General features: G+C 50.9%; 14 protein-coding genes. 5 read left to right on the top strand and 9 right to left on the bottom strand.

Annotation, left to right across the window (positions count from 1 at the left end):
• The first annotated feature begins 265 nt into the window (after positions 1–265).
• Genes tal through gndA form a run of 3 tightly spaced genes read left to right on the top strand, consistent with a single transcriptional unit; the run spans position 266 to position 3,469 of the window.
• A complete protein-coding gene (gene tal, locus SD10_RS09355; RefSeq protein WP_046573566.1) occupies positions 266–1,369 on the top strand; it encodes a transaldolase in 1,104 nt (367 codons plus the stop codon).
• Positions 1,370–1,380: 11 nt separating this feature from the next.
• Complete coding sequence (locus SD10_RS09350; RefSeq protein WP_046573565.1) at positions 1,381–2,031, top strand: HAD family hydrolase; 651 nt, start codon at positions 1,381–1,383, stop codon at positions 2,029–2,031.
• On the top strand, positions 1,958–3,469 hold the full coding sequence (gene gndA, locus SD10_RS09345) for an NADP-dependent phosphogluconate dehydrogenase (protein ID WP_227699182.1): 1,512 nt from the start codon (positions 1,958–1,960) through the stop codon (positions 3,467–3,469). Before SD10_RS09350 ends, gndA begins: the two co-directional genes overlap by 74 nt.
• 227 nt (positions 3,470–3,696) lie before the next feature.
• Here the strand turns inward: gndA and ppk1 are convergent, their stop codons facing one another.
• Entirely contained in the window at positions 3,697–5,838 is a 2,142-nt protein-coding gene (gene ppk1, locus SD10_RS09340) for a polyphosphate kinase 1 (RefSeq protein ID WP_046573564.1), read from the bottom strand.
• Positions 5,839–6,307: 469 nt separating this feature from the next.
• Between ppk1 and SD10_RS09335 the strand changes: the two genes are divergently transcribed.
• Positions 6,308–7,372 carry a phosphatidylinositol-specific phospholipase C1-like protein gene (locus SD10_RS09335; protein WP_046573563.1) on the top strand — a complete coding sequence of 355 codons (1,065 nt, stop codon included), beginning with the start codon at positions 6,308–6,310 and terminating at the stop codon, positions 7,370–7,372.
• Positions 7,373–7,469: 97 nt separating this feature from the next.
• Here SD10_RS09335 and SD10_RS09330 read toward each other — a convergent pair whose 3' ends face one another.
• A complete protein-coding gene (locus SD10_RS09330; protein ID WP_046573562.1) occupies positions 7,470–7,727 on the bottom strand; it encodes a hypothetical protein in 258 nt (85 codons plus the stop codon).
• 74 nt (positions 7,728–7,801) lie between these two features.
• A complete protein-coding gene (locus SD10_RS09325; protein WP_046573561.1) occupies positions 7,802–8,080 on the bottom strand; it encodes a hypothetical protein in 279 nt (92 codons plus the stop codon).
• Between the two features lie 299 nt (positions 8,081–8,379).
• Here SD10_RS09325 and SD10_RS09320 point away from each other — a divergent pair, with 299 nt between their 5' ends.
• A complete protein-coding gene (locus SD10_RS09320) occupies positions 8,380–9,684 on the top strand; it encodes an esterase-like activity of phytase family protein (protein WP_046573560.1) in 1,305 nt (434 codons plus the stop codon).
• Positions 9,685–9,802: 118 nt separating this feature from the next.
• Here the strand turns inward: SD10_RS09320 and SD10_RS09315 are convergent, their stop codons facing one another.
• From SD10_RS09315 to SD10_RS09290, 6 genes are all read right to left on the bottom strand, one after another.
• Positions 9,803–10,024 (bottom strand): hypothetical protein, encoded by a 222-nt coding sequence (locus SD10_RS09315; RefSeq protein WP_046573559.1) that lies wholly within the window; start codon positions 10,022–10,024, stop codon positions 9,803–9,805.
• 337 nt (positions 10,025–10,361) lie between these two features.
• Positions 10,362–10,811 carry a hypothetical protein gene (locus SD10_RS09310; RefSeq protein WP_046573558.1) on the bottom strand — a complete coding sequence of 150 codons (450 nt, stop codon included), beginning with the start codon at positions 10,809–10,811 and terminating at the stop codon, positions 10,362–10,364.
• 25 nt (positions 10,812–10,836) lie between these two features.
• Positions 10,837–12,153, bottom strand: coding sequence for a gluconate:H+ symporter (locus SD10_RS09305; RefSeq protein ID WP_046573557.1), 1,317 nt, complete (start codon positions 12,151–12,153; stop codon positions 10,837–10,839).
• 14 nt (positions 12,154–12,167) lie between these two features.
• Complete coding sequence (locus tag SD10_RS09300; RefSeq protein ID WP_046573556.1) at positions 12,168–13,466, bottom strand: McrC family protein; 1,299 nt, start codon at positions 13,464–13,466, stop codon at positions 12,168–12,170.
• 35 nt (positions 13,467–13,501) lie between these two features.
• The gene (locus tag SD10_RS09295) at positions 13,502–16,924 is read right to left on the bottom strand and encodes a VCBS repeat-containing protein (RefSeq protein ID WP_046573555.1); all 3,423 of its coding nucleotides are present in this window, start codon (positions 16,922–16,924) and stop codon (positions 13,502–13,504) included.
• A 103-nt stretch (positions 16,925–17,027) separates the two neighbouring features.
• A complete protein-coding gene (locus SD10_RS09290) occupies positions 17,028–18,878 on the bottom strand; it encodes a RagB/SusD family nutrient uptake outer membrane protein (protein WP_046573554.1) in 1,851 nt (616 codons plus the stop codon).
• Between the last annotated feature and the right edge of the window lie 4 nt (positions 18,879–18,882).

Raw genomic sequence — 18,882 nt, 5'->3', positions numbered from 1 at the left:
CGGAGAACGTTGATGCACAAAGATACAGGGCAACCTGCTTATTAACGAACCGGATCAACCGGTTGCCGCACGCTCATCTTGTACGTTGCCAACGCCAGCATTTACTACCTTTAACTCAAGTTGCGCGATACGTTTATATATTAGCCTATTCTCAGCTCCTGTACAACCACTTCTGCAACTTACCCGGCACGTTAATGACCGATTAAATGTTGCCAGCAGATTAGCGAATGTTAAACAATTAGAAATCAACTGAAGTCTATTTCTTATGGAAACGAACAACGTAAAGCAAATCCACGACTTCGACCAAAGCATCTGGCTCGATTTCATTGACCGGAAGATCATGAACACCGGCGAACTGCAAAAACTCATCGACGAAGACGGCGTTCGGGGCATCACCTCCAACCCGGCCATTTTCGAAAAAGCGATCAGCAGCAGCAGTGACTACGATGCCGACATTGCTCAGCTCGCGCAGGGCAATCTGAGCAATGAAGACCTGTTTTACACCCTGGCGGTGAGCGATATCAAACGGGCAGCCGATATTTTCCGGCCTACGTACGATGAGGAAGTGGTAGGCGCTGACGGTTACGTGAGCCTGGAAGTGTCGCCTTTTCTGGCCCGGGATACCGAAGGAACCATTGCCCAGGCGCTTAAGCTCTGGAAAACGGTGGAGCGCGACAACGTAATGATTAAAATTCCAGGAACGGCCGAAGGCTTGCCCGCCATTCAACACTGTATCTCGGAAGGTCTGAATATCAACGTTACGCTGCTGTTCAGCCTGGAGCGCTACGAAGCCGTGACCAACGCCTACATTACAGGCCTGGAAATGCGGGATCAGGCGGGATTGCCTATCAATAAAATCGCATCGGTTGCCAGCTTTTTCCTGAGCCGGATCGATACGCTGATCGATCCGATGCTCCCCGAAAAAGGGCTGGCCGATCTGAAAGGAGAAGTGGCCATTGCCTCGGCCAAGAAAGCTTATGAGATCTACAAACGGGTGTTCAACAGCGACCGTTTCCTCAAATTAGCGGCCAAAGGTGCTACACCCCAACGGTTGTTATGGGCCAGCACGGGCAGCAAAGATCCATCGTTCTCCGATGTCAAATACCTGGAGGCACTCATTGGCCCCAAAACCGTCAACACGGTTCCGATGGATGCGCTGGTGGCGTTCCGTGATCATGGCGTAGCGGCCAATCGACTGGAAGATGACCTCGACAAAGCAACCCAAACGCTGCAACGGCTGGCCGACGCGGGGATCGACCTTGCGGCACTCACCCAACAGCTGGAGGATGAGGGTATCGAGAAATTTAATGCGCCTTACCAGAAACTGCTGGATGCCATCGAAACCCAACGCACCAAAGCCCTGGCGTAGCTCCGTTGTTCATGAAAACGCCTGAATTGAAAATTTTGCTCTTCGACATCGGCGGTGTTCTGCTCAACAATGCCTGGGGGCATGAGTCGCGCCGGAAAGCCGCCGATTTGTTTACACTCGACTACGAGGAGATGAACGTGCTGCATAACTTCATTTTCTCGACCTACGAGACAGGAAAAATTACCCTGGATGAATATCTGGACACGGTCGTGTTCAACCATGCGCGCGATTTTAGTCGGGAAGAATTCAAGGATTTCATGTTTGCTCAATCGGTTGAGTTGCCCAATATGCTGGCCTGGCTTACGGCCTGGAAACAAAACCACTGCGGATTTCGTATTTTTGCCGTGAACAACGAAGGTCGCGAGCTAAACCAGTACCGGATCAACACGTTCAATTTACATCAGGTCTTCGACGCGTTTATTTCATCGAGTGAAGTCGGTATGGTTAAACCAGACCCAAATATCTGGCGGCTGGCCATGGGGATTGCCCAGGCCCAGCCAGAGCAATGTGTCTATTTCGACGACCGGCTGATGCTGGCACGGGCGGCTCGTAAGCTGGGGATCCGGGCTTATCACCACCAATCATTTGATGAAACCAGACAAATTCTCGAAGCTCTCTCCCATTCACCCCTTTCTGATTATGAATACCAATTCAACCAGTGATCAATTAACGTTTGGCATGATTGGCCTCGGTACGATGGGCCGCAATTTATTGCTGAACATGGCCGACCACGGATTTTCTGTGGCAGGTTATGACAAAAATCCGGCTCAGTCGGAACTGCTCGAAAAGGCCTGGGCCAATGATGCCGGCGAATCCAAGACAGTAGTAAAAGGATTTACGGACATCAGCGCCTTTGTGGGTAGTCTCAAAAGTCCCCGTGCCATTATGATGCTGGTTCCGGCCGGTCCGATTGTCGACAGCGTCGTTGCTGAATTGCTGCCTTTGCTCGATAAGGGCGATATTATCATCGACGGTGGGAACTCGCACTTTACCGATACAATGCGTCGCGATAAGGCACTCGAAGCTGAGGGATACCACTTTTTCGGGATGGGGATTTCGGGGGGAGAAGAAGGGGCGCGTCGTGGACCAAGCATGATGCCCGGTGGTGACAAAACGGCTTATGAGTTCGTTAAGCCGGTCTTAAATGCCGTAGCGGCCAAGGTGAACGGCGATCCCTGCGTGACTTACATTGGCCCCGGTGCAGCCGGCCACTTCGTTAAAATGGTTCACAATGGCATCGAGTACGCCGTTATGCAACTCATTGCCGAAACCTATGAGGTATTGCGCAAGGGACTAAAAATGGACAATGCGGCCATTGGGCAGGTATTCACCGATTGGAACGCGGGCCGTCTGCAATCGTTTCTGCTCGAAGTGACCAGCGATATTTTCAAGTACCACGAACCCGGCGAAACGCAATTGCTCCTCGACAGCATCAAAGACGAGGCCCGCGCGAAGGGAACCGGCAAATGGACGTCGCAGGTGGCGATGGATCTGGTAACGCCAATTCCAGCCATCGATAGTGCGGTATCCATGCGTGACTTATCGAAATACAAGGCGTGGCGCGTGCAGGCCGCCGGTATGTACGGCGACGAAATTGCCCCGCTGGCTGTCGATAAAGACGCGTTTCTGGCCAGTCTGGAGCAAGCCTTCTTCTTCTCGATGATCACGACCTACGCGCAGGGTATGCACCTGCTGGCGTCGGCATCGGAGCAATATTCCTACGATCTGAACCTGGCCGAGATCACGAAAATATGGCGTGGCGGCTGCATCATCCGGGCTGCGTTCCTGGAAACGATGCTGAGCGCCTACCAGGCCGATTCGTCGCTCAAACACCTGCTGCTGGCACCTGCCGTACAGGCCATTATTCAGGAAACAGTTCCTGGCATTCGTACGGTTGTCGGTACGGCAGTGGCGGCTGGTATTGCGGTACCAACCTATGCGACGTCGGTCAGTTATTTCGATGCGTTCCGGTCGGCCAACATGCCCTCGAACCTGATTCAGGCCCAGCGCGATTATTTTGGTGCACACACGTTCGAGCTCATCGGTAAGGAAGGCGTTTTCCACGCCCAATGGCAGGGTAAAGAAGCAACGAACCCTTAAGGGTAACTGCTTAAGCTAAGTAGTTTATTACCAGATCATTGTTAAGTATTTTGTCATCCTGACGAAGGAGGAATCTTAGCCTCTCCCAATTCTGAAGTAGAGACACATTAAGATCCCTCCTTCGTCGGAATGACAAAAAATGGCATTAAGAAACTATCCCATTAAATTGAGCTATCATCCACAATAGGCGTGTTGAAACGAGGCCCCAATACGCCTATAAAATCAGGTCACTCGACGGCTGTTGCGTCTAGCGCCTGTTCCTTCAACCAATCATAAATGGCGCGTTGAGCGCGTACCTGCGGTGCCTCGGGATCACGAATGGGCTGGTTATGACCCTGCTCATCAATCAGGCAGGCTTTAGTGTTGTCGGCCAGTTGATACGCAATAACTTGCCGAAGCTCGTTTTGTACCTGTGGGTCATAGACGGGAAAACCCACTTCTACCCGGTGATACAGGTTTCGCTGCATCCAGTCGGCGGAGGCCAGATACATTTCTTCTTCACCGTTGTTGTAAAAAATGGCGACCCGGGCATGTTCGAGGTACCCGTCGACCAACCGGATCACTCGAATCGTTTCGCTCATACCGACCACGCCCGGCACCAGGCAGCAAATTCCCCGAATCAATAGATTTATGGTTACCCCGGCGCGGCTGGCTTCATACAGCTTGTCGATCATGGTTTGATCTTCGAGCCCATTTAGTTTGAGCGTCATGTGGGCCCGTCTGCCCTTATGCGCATGGTGAATTTCCCGCTCGATCATATCCAGATACCGTTTCTGAAGGGTAAAGGGCGATACCAGCAGATGGTGCAACTTCCCAACGTCTTTTTGCTTGGCCAGAAAGTCAAATACCTGCCCCAGTTCACGTACGATGGGTTTATACCTCGTCATTAGGCCATGATCGCCGTAAATTTCGGCAGTTGTTTCGTTGAAATTACCCGTAGCCAGATACGCATACTGTATCCGTTTGGCTTTGGCTGATGGCTTTCGGCGTTTGATCAGGGCAATTTTAGCGTGCACCTTCACGCCCGGCAAACTATAAATAATGCGGACACCAGCGGCCTCCATCGCTTCGGCCCAACGCAGGTTGTTTGCCTCATCGAACCGGGCTTTTACCTCAACGAATACACTCACCTGCTTGCCGTTATGCGCGGCACTCATCAGCGCATTGGCGATCAGCGAGTCGGAAGCGATGCGGTAGAGGGCCACGTCGATCTGGTAGACCAGCGGATCGATGGCGGCCTCGTTGAAAAAGCGCAGGACGTACTCATACGACTGGTACGGGAAGTGCAGAATACGATCCCGTTCGTCGATGGCGGCAAAGATGGAGTCATGCGCATCCAGTTCGGGCTTTAACAGCGGTAGCAGCACGGGCGAGGCTATATTCGGCCCTTTAGGCATGGGCAGCTTGAGTAGCGCACTCAGACTATGGTAGCGGCCACCCGCCTGTAATTCTTCGGGTTTGAGATCGAACAGGCTGATAAACAAGGCAATCAAATCAGCGGGTGCGTTGCCGTCGTAGAGAAAACGAACCGGCGGTGCGGTCTTTCGTTTTTTAAGCTGTCGCTTGATCTTCCGCACCAGATTGCCGTGATACTCATCTTTGATATCAATGTCTTCGGAGCGATTGAGCTTAAAACTAAAGCAACCCGTTACCTCATAGCCTGGAAAGACAATCGCCAGGTTAGCCCGGATCACATCGTCCAGAAAAGCGAAATACTGCTTGTCGGCAATGGAACTGAGCGGAACAAAACGGGGTAACTTATCGGCCGGGATATTGAGGTACGCGTACAACGTGTCATTAGGCATCGGTTCGGCCTGGTCAGGTTGGCTGGCGTCCCGTTGGTTACCGGTTTTAGGCCGTAAGGTCAGGGCAAAATAGAGCTGCTGACTATCCAGAAAAGGAAGCCGGTTCTTGCGCTTGGCCTTCCGAAGGGAGCCAATAAATACCGGTTGCAGATACGACAGCACCGTACTCCGAAAAAAGCGTTCCTGCTCGTGTCGGTGTACTTCGGGCAGTGCTTCCTGCTGGTACAAAACAAGCCCATGCTCCTGCAGCCGGGGTAGCAGCTCATCATGGAAAACCGCTCGGTATTGTTCCTGCTGCTGGGCCACCATGCCGAGCACCTGCGTGAGTGTTTGCTGGGGATCGGTGAGCAACCGCCGGGTTATCTTTTTCTCCCGAAATCGGATCAAACTACGAAGAGCGCTCACCCGAACGCGGAAAAACTCATCGAGATTAGCTGAGTAAATAGCGAGAAATTTGACCCGATCTGCCAAGGGCACCTGCTCATCAGCCGCTTCCATCAACACCCGGCCATTAAACGCCAGCCAGCTTATATCCCGGTCTATATATCGATTCTTGGGTTCCATAGATAATCAGAGGTCATTCACGAGAATACTATCAGTACAACTGCCTGCAACGGGTTTGGCCCATTGGATACGTCAACAAATTGTTATGTTTCTTAACGAGCGAGTGATTGGGTGTGTTAACCGATCATTCATACCCAGGAAATAAGCCAATGAAAAATGATCGATTGGCGGCAGTTGTTTGCCTGCACCAGCCTGTAGTTATCGAGGATTGTCTGGGCCTAGTCCCAACCGCGCACCGTTCTGACTTAGCCATAAAAATTACAATCATCCGGAACTACGTGGTCAGGGTTTGTAAGCGTAAGGTCCGGTGAATTATCAGTCAGAAGCCGATGATGGGGAGATCAGAGGCTGATTTTCCTTTTGGTATCAGTAGCGTTCATCTTCTTTTAACGGCACACGTAGTGATTTAATGCTCCCTTAACACGCCTGGCCGTATCTTAGTACGTGAATCAACGCTTACTCTTTACCCATGAAAGTTTCCCTTGCTCTGGTTGGTTTCTGGCTCTTTACGGCGCTGATACCAGCGAATTTTGACAGCTTAAAACTCAATCAGATTCAGTGTATTGGCTCGCATAACAGCTACAAACAAGCCATTGACCCAGCCTTGTTCAGCCTGCTGAAACGAACCGACTCCCTGCGGTTCAAGGCCATCGAGTACAGCCACATTGGCCTGACCGACCAATTGAACCTTGGCTTACAAAATCTTGAAATTGATGTGTACGCCGACGCAAAAGGGGGCAAATACGCGCACCCCCTAGGTCTTGTGCTCGCCAAAGGTCAGCAGCCGTACGATGTAGACGGGGTCATGACTGAACCAGGGTTTAAAGTATTTCACATTCAGGACATTGATTTTAGAAGCAACTGCCCAACCTTCAAAGGATGTCTGGCCGAGTTGAAACGCTGGTCGGATGCTCACCCGAATCATTATCCGGTTTTTATTACGATGAACGCGAAAGACGACACCATCAAAAAACCCGGATTCGCCATCCCCGAGCCATTCACAGCGCCCGTTTATAACCAACTGGATAGCGTTATACTGGCGGGTTTGGGCCGTTCGAAATTAATTACGCCCGATAATGTGCGGGGAACGATGCCAACTCTGGAGGCTGCAGTGCTGGCCGGAAACTGGCCGACCATGCAATCGGCAAAAGGCAAGTTCCTGTTTGTTCTTGATGAAACGGGCTCAAAACGGGCGGCTTACATTGCCGGCCACCCGTCGCTGAAAAATCGGGTTCTCTTCACGAACTCCGAACCCGCTACCCCCGAAGCAGCTTTTGTTATTTTGAATAACTCAATTGAGGACCAGAGCCAGATTCAGGCCCTGGTGAAGAAAGGCTATCTTGTTCGGACCCGTGCCGATTCGGATACGAAACAGGCCCGGCTGAATGACAAACGTGCTTTTGAGGCCGCCTGCCGTTCAGGGGCGCAGATCATAACCACCGATTATTACGCCAGGAGTAAGTTCTTTCCATCCGACTATACCGTCCAGTTTGCCGATGGCACTTACCTGCGCCCGAATCCAGCAAGTCACTGACGGATCTGTCTGCTCGTTTTTATCCGTACGATTTCCAGAAAAACGTGAGGGGTCGGTTTTTGAAAACCGACCCCTCACCATAAGATTACCTGCTACCTTATACCTGACGATGAAGGGCATTAGGAGCCGACTGGGCCAACTCGCGCTCAACGGCAAGGGCGAAGGCATTTTTATCCGACTTTCTGTACTGGTCCAGAGAGGTAGCGCCTGATGGCGGCACAAACCCAATGTGAGCCCGCAAACAGGCGTCCCATAAAACAGGGTTCGATTGTATTTTATATTGACGAAGGGGTGTATCGGCCCCGAACCAAAGGCCAATAATGTTGCTTGCTGTTACTTTTAATTGATGGGCCATTCCCTGATCTGTTTAGTGGTTATGGATAGATGTCCTAACACTTATTCAATAAATACAACGTTGCATTCCTGATTTTAGTCAACATTACCCGGCGGAATCAACCCACTGAACCGGTAAGAAGTTTTCAAATAAGCTTTGGCAATTGACCGAATGGAATCCAGACTGCTGCCGGTTACGGGTTTACCAGCATGGTCATAGGGGATGGATTCATCGGTTAGCGCATCGTAAATTCCCTGCGGAGTCAGGTCATCATCTTCATAGCCCCAGAATAGAAAATCGAGCGCATCAATCAAACTGTCGAATCCGACGCCGGTTGCAGTTTGAAGCTGATTATAAACGGCGATAAAGCGCATAGGTAGTTAATTACGTTGAGCCACAAAAGTAACGGGTTCCCGGGCAGAGGGTGTTACGGATTCGTTATGAAACGGGGGGTCTGATTTCCAATTCGCTAACGGTAGGATAATGATCGGGCAAATTCCTTTTTACCTGTACAAGAAGTCGTTTATACGGTAACCTCTCTCCTTCTTGAGTTGCGAAATAGCCTCTTCATTCTAAAATTTAATATTCGCATAACGAACCACTGTCATCGGTTACATATGGATAATGTAAGGTCCTTTAGCTTTGCTGGTACTATTAGACCATATAGCCGACTATGAGATTTTCACATTTACCTCTTTCGTTCGTCATCGCTGCCGGGATTGCTGTTACGGCTTGTGAAGACCACCGTCTGCCTGCCATTATTTCTTACCCCGCCTTTGCCGAAGCCTCCGATCCAAAGGTATTAGCGACCTCCCCCAACGGCACGGTCATTTATAACGGCGGCTTTGGCTCAGCTATCGCGGGCGACCCGCTCGATCCAGCCGTTTTTTACTTATTAACTGATCGCGGGCCGAACGCTGCCGGGTCAGTCGCCAACTCGATCATTTTTGGGAAAGCCGATTTCACGCCCCAGGTTGGGAAATTCCGGGTCGTGGGCAACCAGTTAGTGCTTGAGCAAACCATTTTACTCAAAAACGCAGCCGGTCAATTACTCACAGGCCTGCCAAATCCTGTTGGGCAGGGAAATACGGGCGAAATCGCCCTCGACCTGAATGGCAAAACCATTGCACCCAATGCTGATGGAATCGACTCCGAAGGACTGGCGCTGTCGTCGGATGGAACGTTTTGGGTGAGCGATGAATATGGGCCTCACATTGTACACTTCGACGCCAGTGGCAATACCATCGAGCGGATTAATCCCTTCGGATCGGGTACGGGTGGCCGTACGCTCCCTAAAGTTCTGGCCCGTCGTCGACCCAATCGGGGCATGGAAGGGCTGACGATTACACCCGACGGCAAAACGCTGGTCGGCCTGATGCAGTCGCCCATGTACAATCCATCATCGGCGGCCGTTTCGGGCTCAACAGTCATCCGAGTTGTTACTTTTGACATCGCCAGCGGAGCCACGAAGCAGTATGTGTACCTGATGGAGAATGCCAGCCTGACGGGTTGCAGCGAAATTGCGGCAATTACGGCCACGACGTTCCTGGCCATTGAGCGGGATGGCGATTATGGCGGAAATCCGGTGAAGCCATCGACGTTTAAGCGGGTGTATAAATTCGATCTGGCGGGCGCAACCGATATATCGGACCCAACCAATAGCGACAGTGGTAAATTGTACAATGGCTTAACCGTTGAGCAACTCAAAGACAAGGCAGGCCTTCAGAACGCCGGGATTATCCCCGTTACCAAAACGCTGGTCTTTGATTTATTAACTAATATTTCGCCCGTTTATCCGCACGATAAGGCCGAAGGAATTTCGCTGATTGGCTCGAATCGACTGGCCATTTCGAATGATGACGATTTCGGCGTTGTCGATAATGGGCAGAATGGGTTTACTACAAAGATTTTACCGGCTACCGGTCAGGTGGACCGTAATCGCATTTACTTTGTCACCTTACCTACACCGCTCAAATAAGCGATTCCTGTACTCACTGAAAATTAACAATAGAGGCATGGCCTTCGCTAATCAGCGAAGGCCATGCCTCTATTGTTAATCAAAACTATTCGGGCTGCCTAAAAGTAAGGTTATCAGCCTAGCTTTCTTTCTCTTCTGCTTTAACAACGTTCAGGTCTACGGTTGGCGCAGCATGGTGTTTCTTTTCTTTTTTTATCTGTTTCACCAGTCGCTTAGCCAGTTTCTTCGTCGATTTCTCAATCGTTTTCTTGAACTTTTTCGACTGCTCAGTTGACTCGCTTAACTTTGCTTCAACAGCGGTTGCCAATTGATGGGCGAGCGCTTTAGTAGATGATTTCATATGTACGTTTTGTGGGCCCTGAGACCCAGGAAAAAAATTTACAAAGAAATACGAATAAAAAGTCAGAAACGAAAGGTCTATATTAAATATTTGTTATCATTTTACTCACTTTTTGTAGCTATTCATTCAACCGAACAACCGACCTTTATATTGATTATCAACTAGTTATTAACTAATAAACCTTCAAATTTGTTAATTTAGTGAGTACAGGTTCTCAAGCCTGCCCGGTGCGGTTTCTTAATCAGACCCCACGGCAAAGACGCTGACTTAGGTAATGCTCTGGTTGGTAAAAACCAGCTATAAACTCCTTTATTTGGACGCTACCGAGAGCTGGATTTTACGAAGCCATGGCTTCTTCTGCCGCTTTTTTCACAATGGCCAGGTCATTCACGCCCTTAAAGCCACTGAAGCCACATGAGATCCGGGTTTCGGCATCCAATTGTATCGGCTGACCACCCTCCCAGCCCATCAAATCGGGAAGTTCGATGCCGAAATCTTTATAATTGAGCTGGTCCGAAAACACCAACCGTTCATACTCCCCGGTTTTGTAGCCGGTTATCCAGACCTGTGATGCCTTGCGGTAGGCCACGTCATAAAAGCTTCGTCCTCTTACTTTATCGTCACCCCAGATCTTTCCGTAAATCCTCCCGGCGTCGTCGATCAGACAAACCGCCACGTTGCCATCTGAAATGCGCCAGTCGACGTCACTGCTTCTATAGGCGGGTATTTGAGCCGATATACTGTCAAACAATTTATTGATTACCTCCTGTAGCTTCTCGTTACTCATGGACACCATTGTTTACAAGTCTTGCTTATACTACCAGATTCAGGGCCAGCACACCCAGTAAGCCAACAATGGACACAATCGTTTCCATCAGCGACCATGTTCGGATCGTCTGCCCGATCGTCAGGTTGAAATACTCCTTGAATAACCAGAATCCTCCATCGTTGATGTGCGAAAACATCAGGCTTCCCGAGCCAATGGCCAGCACCATCAACTCCGGTTTTATGGCCTGCGATTGCAGCAATGGTAACACAATGCCCACCGTTGTGAGGCCCGCCACCGTGGCTGAACCGACGCATACACGAATGAACGCAGCAATGCCCCAACCCAGTAATAACGGCGGAATGGCCGCATCAGCCAGCAAGCTCCCGATGTATTTGCTGGTGCCACTATCCCCAAAAACCTGCTTTAACGCCCCTGCCCCCGCAATGACCAGCAGAATCGGAGCAATGGCTTTAACGGCTTCTTCCATGTCTTTGGTAATGGCCTTCACGCTCTGGCCCTGCCGGATACCCAGCGCATACATAGCCGTTAGCACCGATATGAGCATCCCGATATAAGGCTCGGCCAGCAGTGTTACCACGGTTTTGAGGGGCGACTCGCCGGGCATTGCGTTTTTCAGCGGACCAAAAGTAGTGAGTAGCAACACGGGTAGCAGAGCGACGAAAAAACTGATGGCTGCACCCGGTAACTGATGGTCAGGAATGTCGCGATTGTTGAACAACTCCCGGTTGGGTGTCGCTTTAATATTGACGAGTGTTTTTCCAAACAACGGACCGGCAATGATGATGGCCGGAATGGCAACGATGATCCCGTAAAGCAGTGTCTGCCCAATATTAGCGTTCAACTGGCCCGCCACGGCCGATGGCGATGGATGCGGTGGCAAATAGCCATGCGCTACGGAAAGCGCCGACAGCATAGGAACCGCCACCGACATCAGCGGCAGACGTGATGAAGCCGCAATGGTGAAAATCAAGGGGACAACAATAATAAACCCGGCATTATAAAACAGCGGAATACCGATCACAAAGCCCGCCAACGCGAGTCCCCAGCGAATGTTCCTGATCCCAAACCAGCCAATCAGCACATCGGTGATTCGGCGGGCAGCCCCACTCTCAGCCACTAATCGCCCCAGCATAGCCCCGAAGCCAATAATCAGTACCAGTTCGCCCAGTGTACCGCCAATACCCGTCTGGATGGATTTCCCGACGGCCACTACATCCATGCCGGATGCCAGACCGATTCCCAGCGAGACGATAACAAACGAAATGAAGGTATCTAAACGGACAAAGGCAACTAAAAAGACAAGGGTTATAATACCGACCAAGGTTAAAATAAGGGGCATAGGTTGCGGTGGGTTTACTTTTCGTTGAAAGACAAAGCGTATTGAGCCAATTTATCTACTTCATTGGCCAGCGAATTGGTCAGATCAAAAGGTACTACGTGCAAACGCGTATCGGCATCGTACTCAAATACAGGAAGCGGCTTAGCGAAGGTTTCATTGACCGGATAGATCAAAAATAGGTCGTCGGCAGCATACTTTTTACCATAGGCGTACAATTGATACATATCCGCCTGCTCAATGCCATAATTTCCCGCGCTCATTTGGCCGCCCGGCACCTGCCCATTCACCCGCTTCCACTTCGTATCCAGCACAAATGTCCGGTCGCTATGGTGAATAATAATGTCTGGACGTAGTTTGAATTTAGGCGACCCGACATGCTCATCCACTAAATGCACAGACGACTCCTGCACCCTAACCTTATCGGCGCCGGGCCAGTGGGTCCGAATGCCGTGGGCGACGTAATCTTCAAATACCTGTTCCATTGGAAAGAGCAGAGACAGGCTCGGCGTTTTACCCGTTTTCACACCCAGGCCCTGTCTCAGCAACAGGGTTTTCGCCCAAAGCAAAGCTGCTTCGTAACGAGCGAACAGGCGGCTGCTTCGCTGGATGGCAGTCAGATCGTCCGGAACGGAATCCGAAACGGGCACATCGTCCAGTACCCATAGCAGTTGTTGAATACGGCGCTGATTGGCCCCATACCTCGTTCGGTTTGCCAGGTAAAGCAGGGTCGATTTCAGGATACGGTTTGGCGGTACGTTAGCGGTTAGCTCGTCGTACACAACCGCCAGCCGTTCAGCATGGTAGCTGTTTTCGCGTAGCTGCCGGGTAGCCTGAAAACGGCCCTTCCAGAAACGCTCATTGCTTTCGACGGAAACGTAAGCTTGCTGGATACCCTGCTGCGCCAACGGTTCTACCGTATCAAGAAAGGCCGTGATGAATATTTCCCATAAAGGCAAGTGAACAGCCTTCGACTGCCCCCTGCGCAACGTCCGAAACGGGCTGTGGCGCAGGTATCGAAGCATGTTAAGCAACAGCGGCCGGGACTGGGATTGCTGCTCGATTTTTGGTAAAATCTCAAGCATGTTTCCATCGGGTAGGAGAAGTAGCCCGACGTAATGACGGACCCGAATAAACTCCGCTCCTTTCAGCACCGTAAAGGTGAATAGCCCATCGGCGTTTTCGTTTTCAAACACGAATTGGCGAAGGGCGTTAAACGCCGTTTCAGGCACGCCTACGCTGCCCAACATCGGCTCCGTCACGGAATTTAAAGTTCCAATCAGGCTGTTTTCGGTAACCGAAAGAATTGTAGCCATATTTTTTAATATGGAGCTTTATGTATGCGTATCAGTTACTTACTCTCGGTAGGTTGGTAAGCCCGGATGCCCTGTTGATTGAGGCCAAATAGTAGTGTTTTACCTATTGGTAATACGCTTCGTACATCGCCCGACAGCCGGAAACCAGCCTGCTGTTGCGGCACAGCAGAGAAACCTCCCCGGCCATCCCCCCGCAGCAATAGCCCAGCGTTTGCATCGGCCCGGCCAAAGCGCAGGCGAGTCTGGGCGGTATTGCCGCAAAGTAACAGGTCTTTGTGGCCATCCTGATCGAAGTCCAGCGTCGTCAGGGTAAAGACGGGCGACTCCTGAACAGACAAGGGCAACGGTTTCTCGACCAGCTTACCGGTGGGTGTACTGGCAAAATAGGTTGTTGTCAGTTGATTCGCCGTCAGCTTGTTCGTTCCGCTCAGCTCGGCATCGGTAAAGACATCAGCCAGTGTGGCGTTCGAATAGCTATCGTAGTTGGTGAATCGGTGACGCAACATGCCGAGCTGATCCAACAGTTCGTCGCGGGTGGCATGCGGGTACGATTTGCCCTGTACATACAGGCACAGAATCGGATCTACTTTGCCGTTGTTATCGAAGTCTTTGTAGATCAACTCGGCGGGTTCTTTGTCACTGGCTCGGCCTTGGGTGTTAAGCCCCTGATTCCCAACAACCAGATCGGGGCGACCGTCGCCATTGAAATCATCGACCAGCAGTTTGTTCCACCATCCCCGATATTCCTTCTCAAAATATGTTTTTGTTTGATCGGTTAGCTGACCAGTACCGTTTGTTAGTCCAAGTACCGTAATTGGCATCCACTCGCCAACAATTGCTAACTCAGGTTTGCGGTCGTTGTTCAGGTCAATCCAGGCGGCATCCGTCACCATACCCAGGCTCGAAAGTATAGGGGCCAATGTCGCCGTTTGATTAGCAAAACTGGGCTGGCCACCTCGCGTTTTCGTCGCGTTGATCAATAGGTAGCTGGGGGGCGTTTCGGGGTAGCGGCCGGGAACAACGCGCCCACCCACGAACAGGTCCGGCCGACCGTCGCCATTTACGTCGGCTACCCGGACACAGCTTTTACTGCTGCGCATAACAGGCAATGCGCCGGGGCTTTTAGTAAACTTACCTTTGCCATCATTGAGGTAGAGCCGATCCTGTAAGTTCGGATCATCGGGCTGAAAATTATCATAGCCGCCACTGCAAACATAGAGATCAGGAAACCCATCGGCATTGGCGTCGAAGAAAACAGCATCGGCATCGTTGCTCTGTTTATCGGCGTCAAAAGCGGGTTGCGCCAGCCGACTAAACTGCCCCGACGCCTGTTGAATAAACAGTGCCCCCGCCTGCCCGTTGCCTCCTCCGGCATACAGATCCTCCCGACCATCGCCATTGACATCGGCCTTGACCAGACACGGGCCATTGAACGATTGCGCATTGACGAGCAGGGGTTGTCGCTTAAAATCGTTGATCTGCTTGACGGGGTCGGCAAATGCAACCGGAGAACTTACCTCTTTAAAAAGCGCCGGTACCGGTCGAGGAGTTTTATACGTTGACCGAGCCTCTTTTTCGTCCAGTTTCAGTAGCTGATCCGAATGTACGTTTGTTAGTACCTGCTGCTTCCCCGTTGGCCATACAATGCGCAGCGAGTCAATAACGGGATCAGCGCCCAGGCCAAAATGCAACCGGGGTGACACACTCGATTGATAGCCCTGCGTTGGCATCTGCTCCACATATTGCTGACGTCCTTTTCGGTAGAGCATTAGTTTGGCACCTACGCCCTGTGTGTTGGCTCCACTCCCAACGAGTTGTATGGCCAGATAATGGTGCTTGCGCTCCTTGTTGGCTTCGTTCTGAAAAACAAAGGCGGGCTGGTTTGTATTGTTGACGACGAGGTCCAGATCACCGTCGTTGTCCAGATCGGCATAGGCTGCGCCGGTACTGTTCGAATGCTGCGTTAACCCCCAGGCCACCCCGACATTGGAAAAAGTTACCTCATCCGTCTGACTACCGCGATTCTGAAACATGTAGTTCACTACATTTGACGAAGGTATGCGGTGAACCAGTTCCAGAACATCTTCGCGTCGAAAATTCGCCGGGCGATTTTTCATGTAGTCAGTCATATATTTCAGGAAATCCTGATTGGTATAGTCCCGTACGTAACCATTGGTTACGTACAAGTCTTTCCATCCATCGTTATCATAATCGGCCAGCAAGGGCGACCAGCTCCAGTCGGTGTTTGAGATGCCCGCTAGCTGGCCTATTTCACTAAAGTAAGGCGTGGATGATGCGGCATTTTTTTTGGCAGAAACCAGCTCCGTGCCCTGATTAAGCTGCAGCATGTTCCGCATGTTCTGATGATGAAACCCCGAGGCTACACTAAGCGCATACTTGTCGTAATTATCCGGCGCCATCAACAGTTTTTGGCGTCTGTTATCTTCGGGCAGCATGTCCAGTGTCAGAATGTCGGGGCGTGTATCGTTGTTGACATCGGCAATGGCATTACCCATTGAGAAATTGGACGTGTGCCCGATACTGCTTTTCAGTTGATTCGTAAACTTACCCTTTTGGTCATTGATGTAGAGATAATCAGGAACTCCATAATCATTGGAGATATACAGGTCAGGCCATCCATCGCTATTCAGGTCCGACACCCCGATTCCCAGGCCATAACTCAGGGCGGAACTACTCAAGCCGCTCTGCTCGGTAACATCCTCAAACCGTTTCCCGCTATTTTTCAGTAACCGAACGCCAATTTCCGGATTAGGTTGTTTCATGATAGCGGCAGTTGCCTGCGGGTCAAGAATGGGCAACAGCCGCGGATTGTGATTGAGCAGAAACAGGTCAAGGTCACCATCCAGATCATAATCAAAAAAGACGCCCTGCGTGCTTTGCTCCGGCCGGTCCAGTCCATACTGGGCTGTTTGGTCTGAAAAGTGAGGCACTCCCTGAGCATCCGTTCCTTCGTTGATAAATAACTGGGGAATCCGTTTCTGAGGGGGCAGACTTCCTGAATAACAGACAAATAGATCAAGCCGCCCATCGGCATTAACATCGGCCATCGAAACACCGGTTCGCCAGGGTCCTTCCCGCCCGGCTACGCCAGCGGCTGCGGTTATGTCAGTAAACTGCATGGGGGCAGCCTTTCCTTTGTTAAGATACAACTGATTGGGTACCATATTCCCACTGAAGTAAATGTCATCGAAGCCGTCGCCATTCAGGTCGCCGATAGCGACTCCGCCACCATTGTAGAAATATTCGTACATCAACACGTTCGTATTCAGCCCCTCTGTAAGATTGTTAGCGAATGTGATACCGGTTTGGTCGGGTGTCAGGGACGTAAACAAGGGGGGGCCATCCACCTGAGCCGTTTTCTCAGTCGAGGTGGACTCTTTACATCCAATCAGGTAAGTAGCAGTAATTAGCAGAACGAAGGGAATAAACGGTTTCACAGACGGCAGGCTTTTATAAATAAATTCTCTAAAAATAAATCAAAAATGCCAGTACCCGTGAGTACTGGCATTTTTAAGAAATAAAATAACGCAGTCGCTACGCTTAATAACCGGGATTTTGTATCAGTTTATTGTTCCGGTTGATTTCGTCGCGGCTAATGGGCAGGAAGTAAATCTTGTCGGCCCATTTCCGGTTTTCTTTACCCGTTCCCAAGTCCTGTACCTGGTAAGTATATGTATAGTTGTCTTTGCTATACTTGTAGGTCGTGACGGTCTTACCTGGTTTGAGTTTGCCCGTAATCGCAATAATGCGGGCCTGTTGGCCAAGTACGGTTGGCGCGATCATCCACCGGCGAACGTCGTAAAAACGCTGATCTTCCAGGAACATTTCAACGTTTCGCTCATTCTGGTAACGCGCAATCAGAGCGGCCCCAGTTTCGGTAACGGCAGGCATACCCACCCGGAAGCGAACGGCGTTGATCCACTTTTTAGCTTCCGCTTCCTGACCCAGCATCAAACAGGCTTCAGCGTAGTTCAGCACGACTTCCGTGTAACGAATCTGAATGGATGGGATTTCCTGACGAATGTTCTGATCGACAATCGAAACATCCGTATTGAAAAACTTACGGATGGCATAGCCCGTCCAGGTACCATTCCAGTTTTCGATGGTGCTATTGCGCGTGTCCAGACCCGAAAACTTGGTTGGAGCAGCTGATGAGCCCACTTCGTATTCGCCCATCTGAATCTGTCCGGCGGGGTCAATACCAGCGCCATCGGGCGTACGGGGTTTCCACTGCGCACCGTCATACAGAATTGAGGCATAGAAACGGGGATCGCGGTTTTCGTAAGGAGCTGCGGCATGGGCTGGGTTTTTCCAATCGAACTTGGTTCCATCCATCATCTCGTAGTTATCTACCATCTGCTGGGTCGGTTCGCTGGACGTCCAGCCGTGGTATCCGTTAGGCTGGTTGTTACGTGGGAACCAGGAGCCCCAGTCATCATTAGATGCCCGGATGTAGTATTTCAGGAAAATACCATCGGTTTCACCCCCGTTTTGCGACAGCGACAGGTTGATGTAATTCTGTTGCCCTTCGGCAGGTGTAACAGGCGCAGCCAGATTCAATTTGTACCCGTACTGATTCAGGTCCATAACGGCTTTCGCTGCGTCCTGGGCTTTTTTCCAACGGGCCGTCCGGTCACCACTCACGTAACCCAATAGCTCAGGGTTAGCAAAGCTGGCGATGACACTCGACTTAGCTTTGGCTGTCGGGATGTCGTGCAAATCACTGGCAGCATACAAAAGAACCCGTGCTTTAAGGGCCATAGCGGCTCCCATAGTGGCCCGGCCAGATTCCATACTACGTCCTTTTAACAACGCAGAAGCGGAGTCCAGATCGGTAACGATAGCATTGACGCACTCTTCATACGTATTACGAGCGACCGTAAAATCTCCCTCATCCAGCGTATACGGCGTTTTGATGATGGGGACAGCCCCATAATAACGCAACAGCTGGTTGTAGAAATAAGCACGCATAAAGTACATCTCTCCGCGCATCCGTCCAGCCAGGTTACCCGTATTGTCAAATGTAGGCTTGGCTAGTTTCGACAGGGCAATGTTAGCGGACCGAATCCGGGCGTACATTTCCTGCCACTCCATCGTACTTTTAACTGTACCCGTGTTCGATGGACTAACGTTGGCTTCGTTTACGTCCTGTTTGCCAAAGCTATAGAGGGCGTTATCGGTCTGGCAGTCTAAACTCATCTGATCCAGCAGACCATCCCGAATACCGTTGTACACATCCGTTACAAAGGCTTCGGAGAGGGAACGGTCGGCCCAGACTGCATCGCCCGATACCTTATCGAGCGGTTTGGTGTCCAGGAAGTCGGTGTTACAGGCGATCATCGTTGTGCCCAACAGCAGGCTGAACGATAGACACTTTGCTATATAATTCATACTA

Source organism: Spirosoma radiotolerans (assembly GCF_000974425.1).
Lineage (GTDB): Bacteria > Bacteroidota > Bacteroidia > Cytophagales > Spirosomataceae > Spirosoma > Spirosoma radiotolerans.
This window is presented reverse-complemented; position numbering and strand designations above follow the sequence as displayed.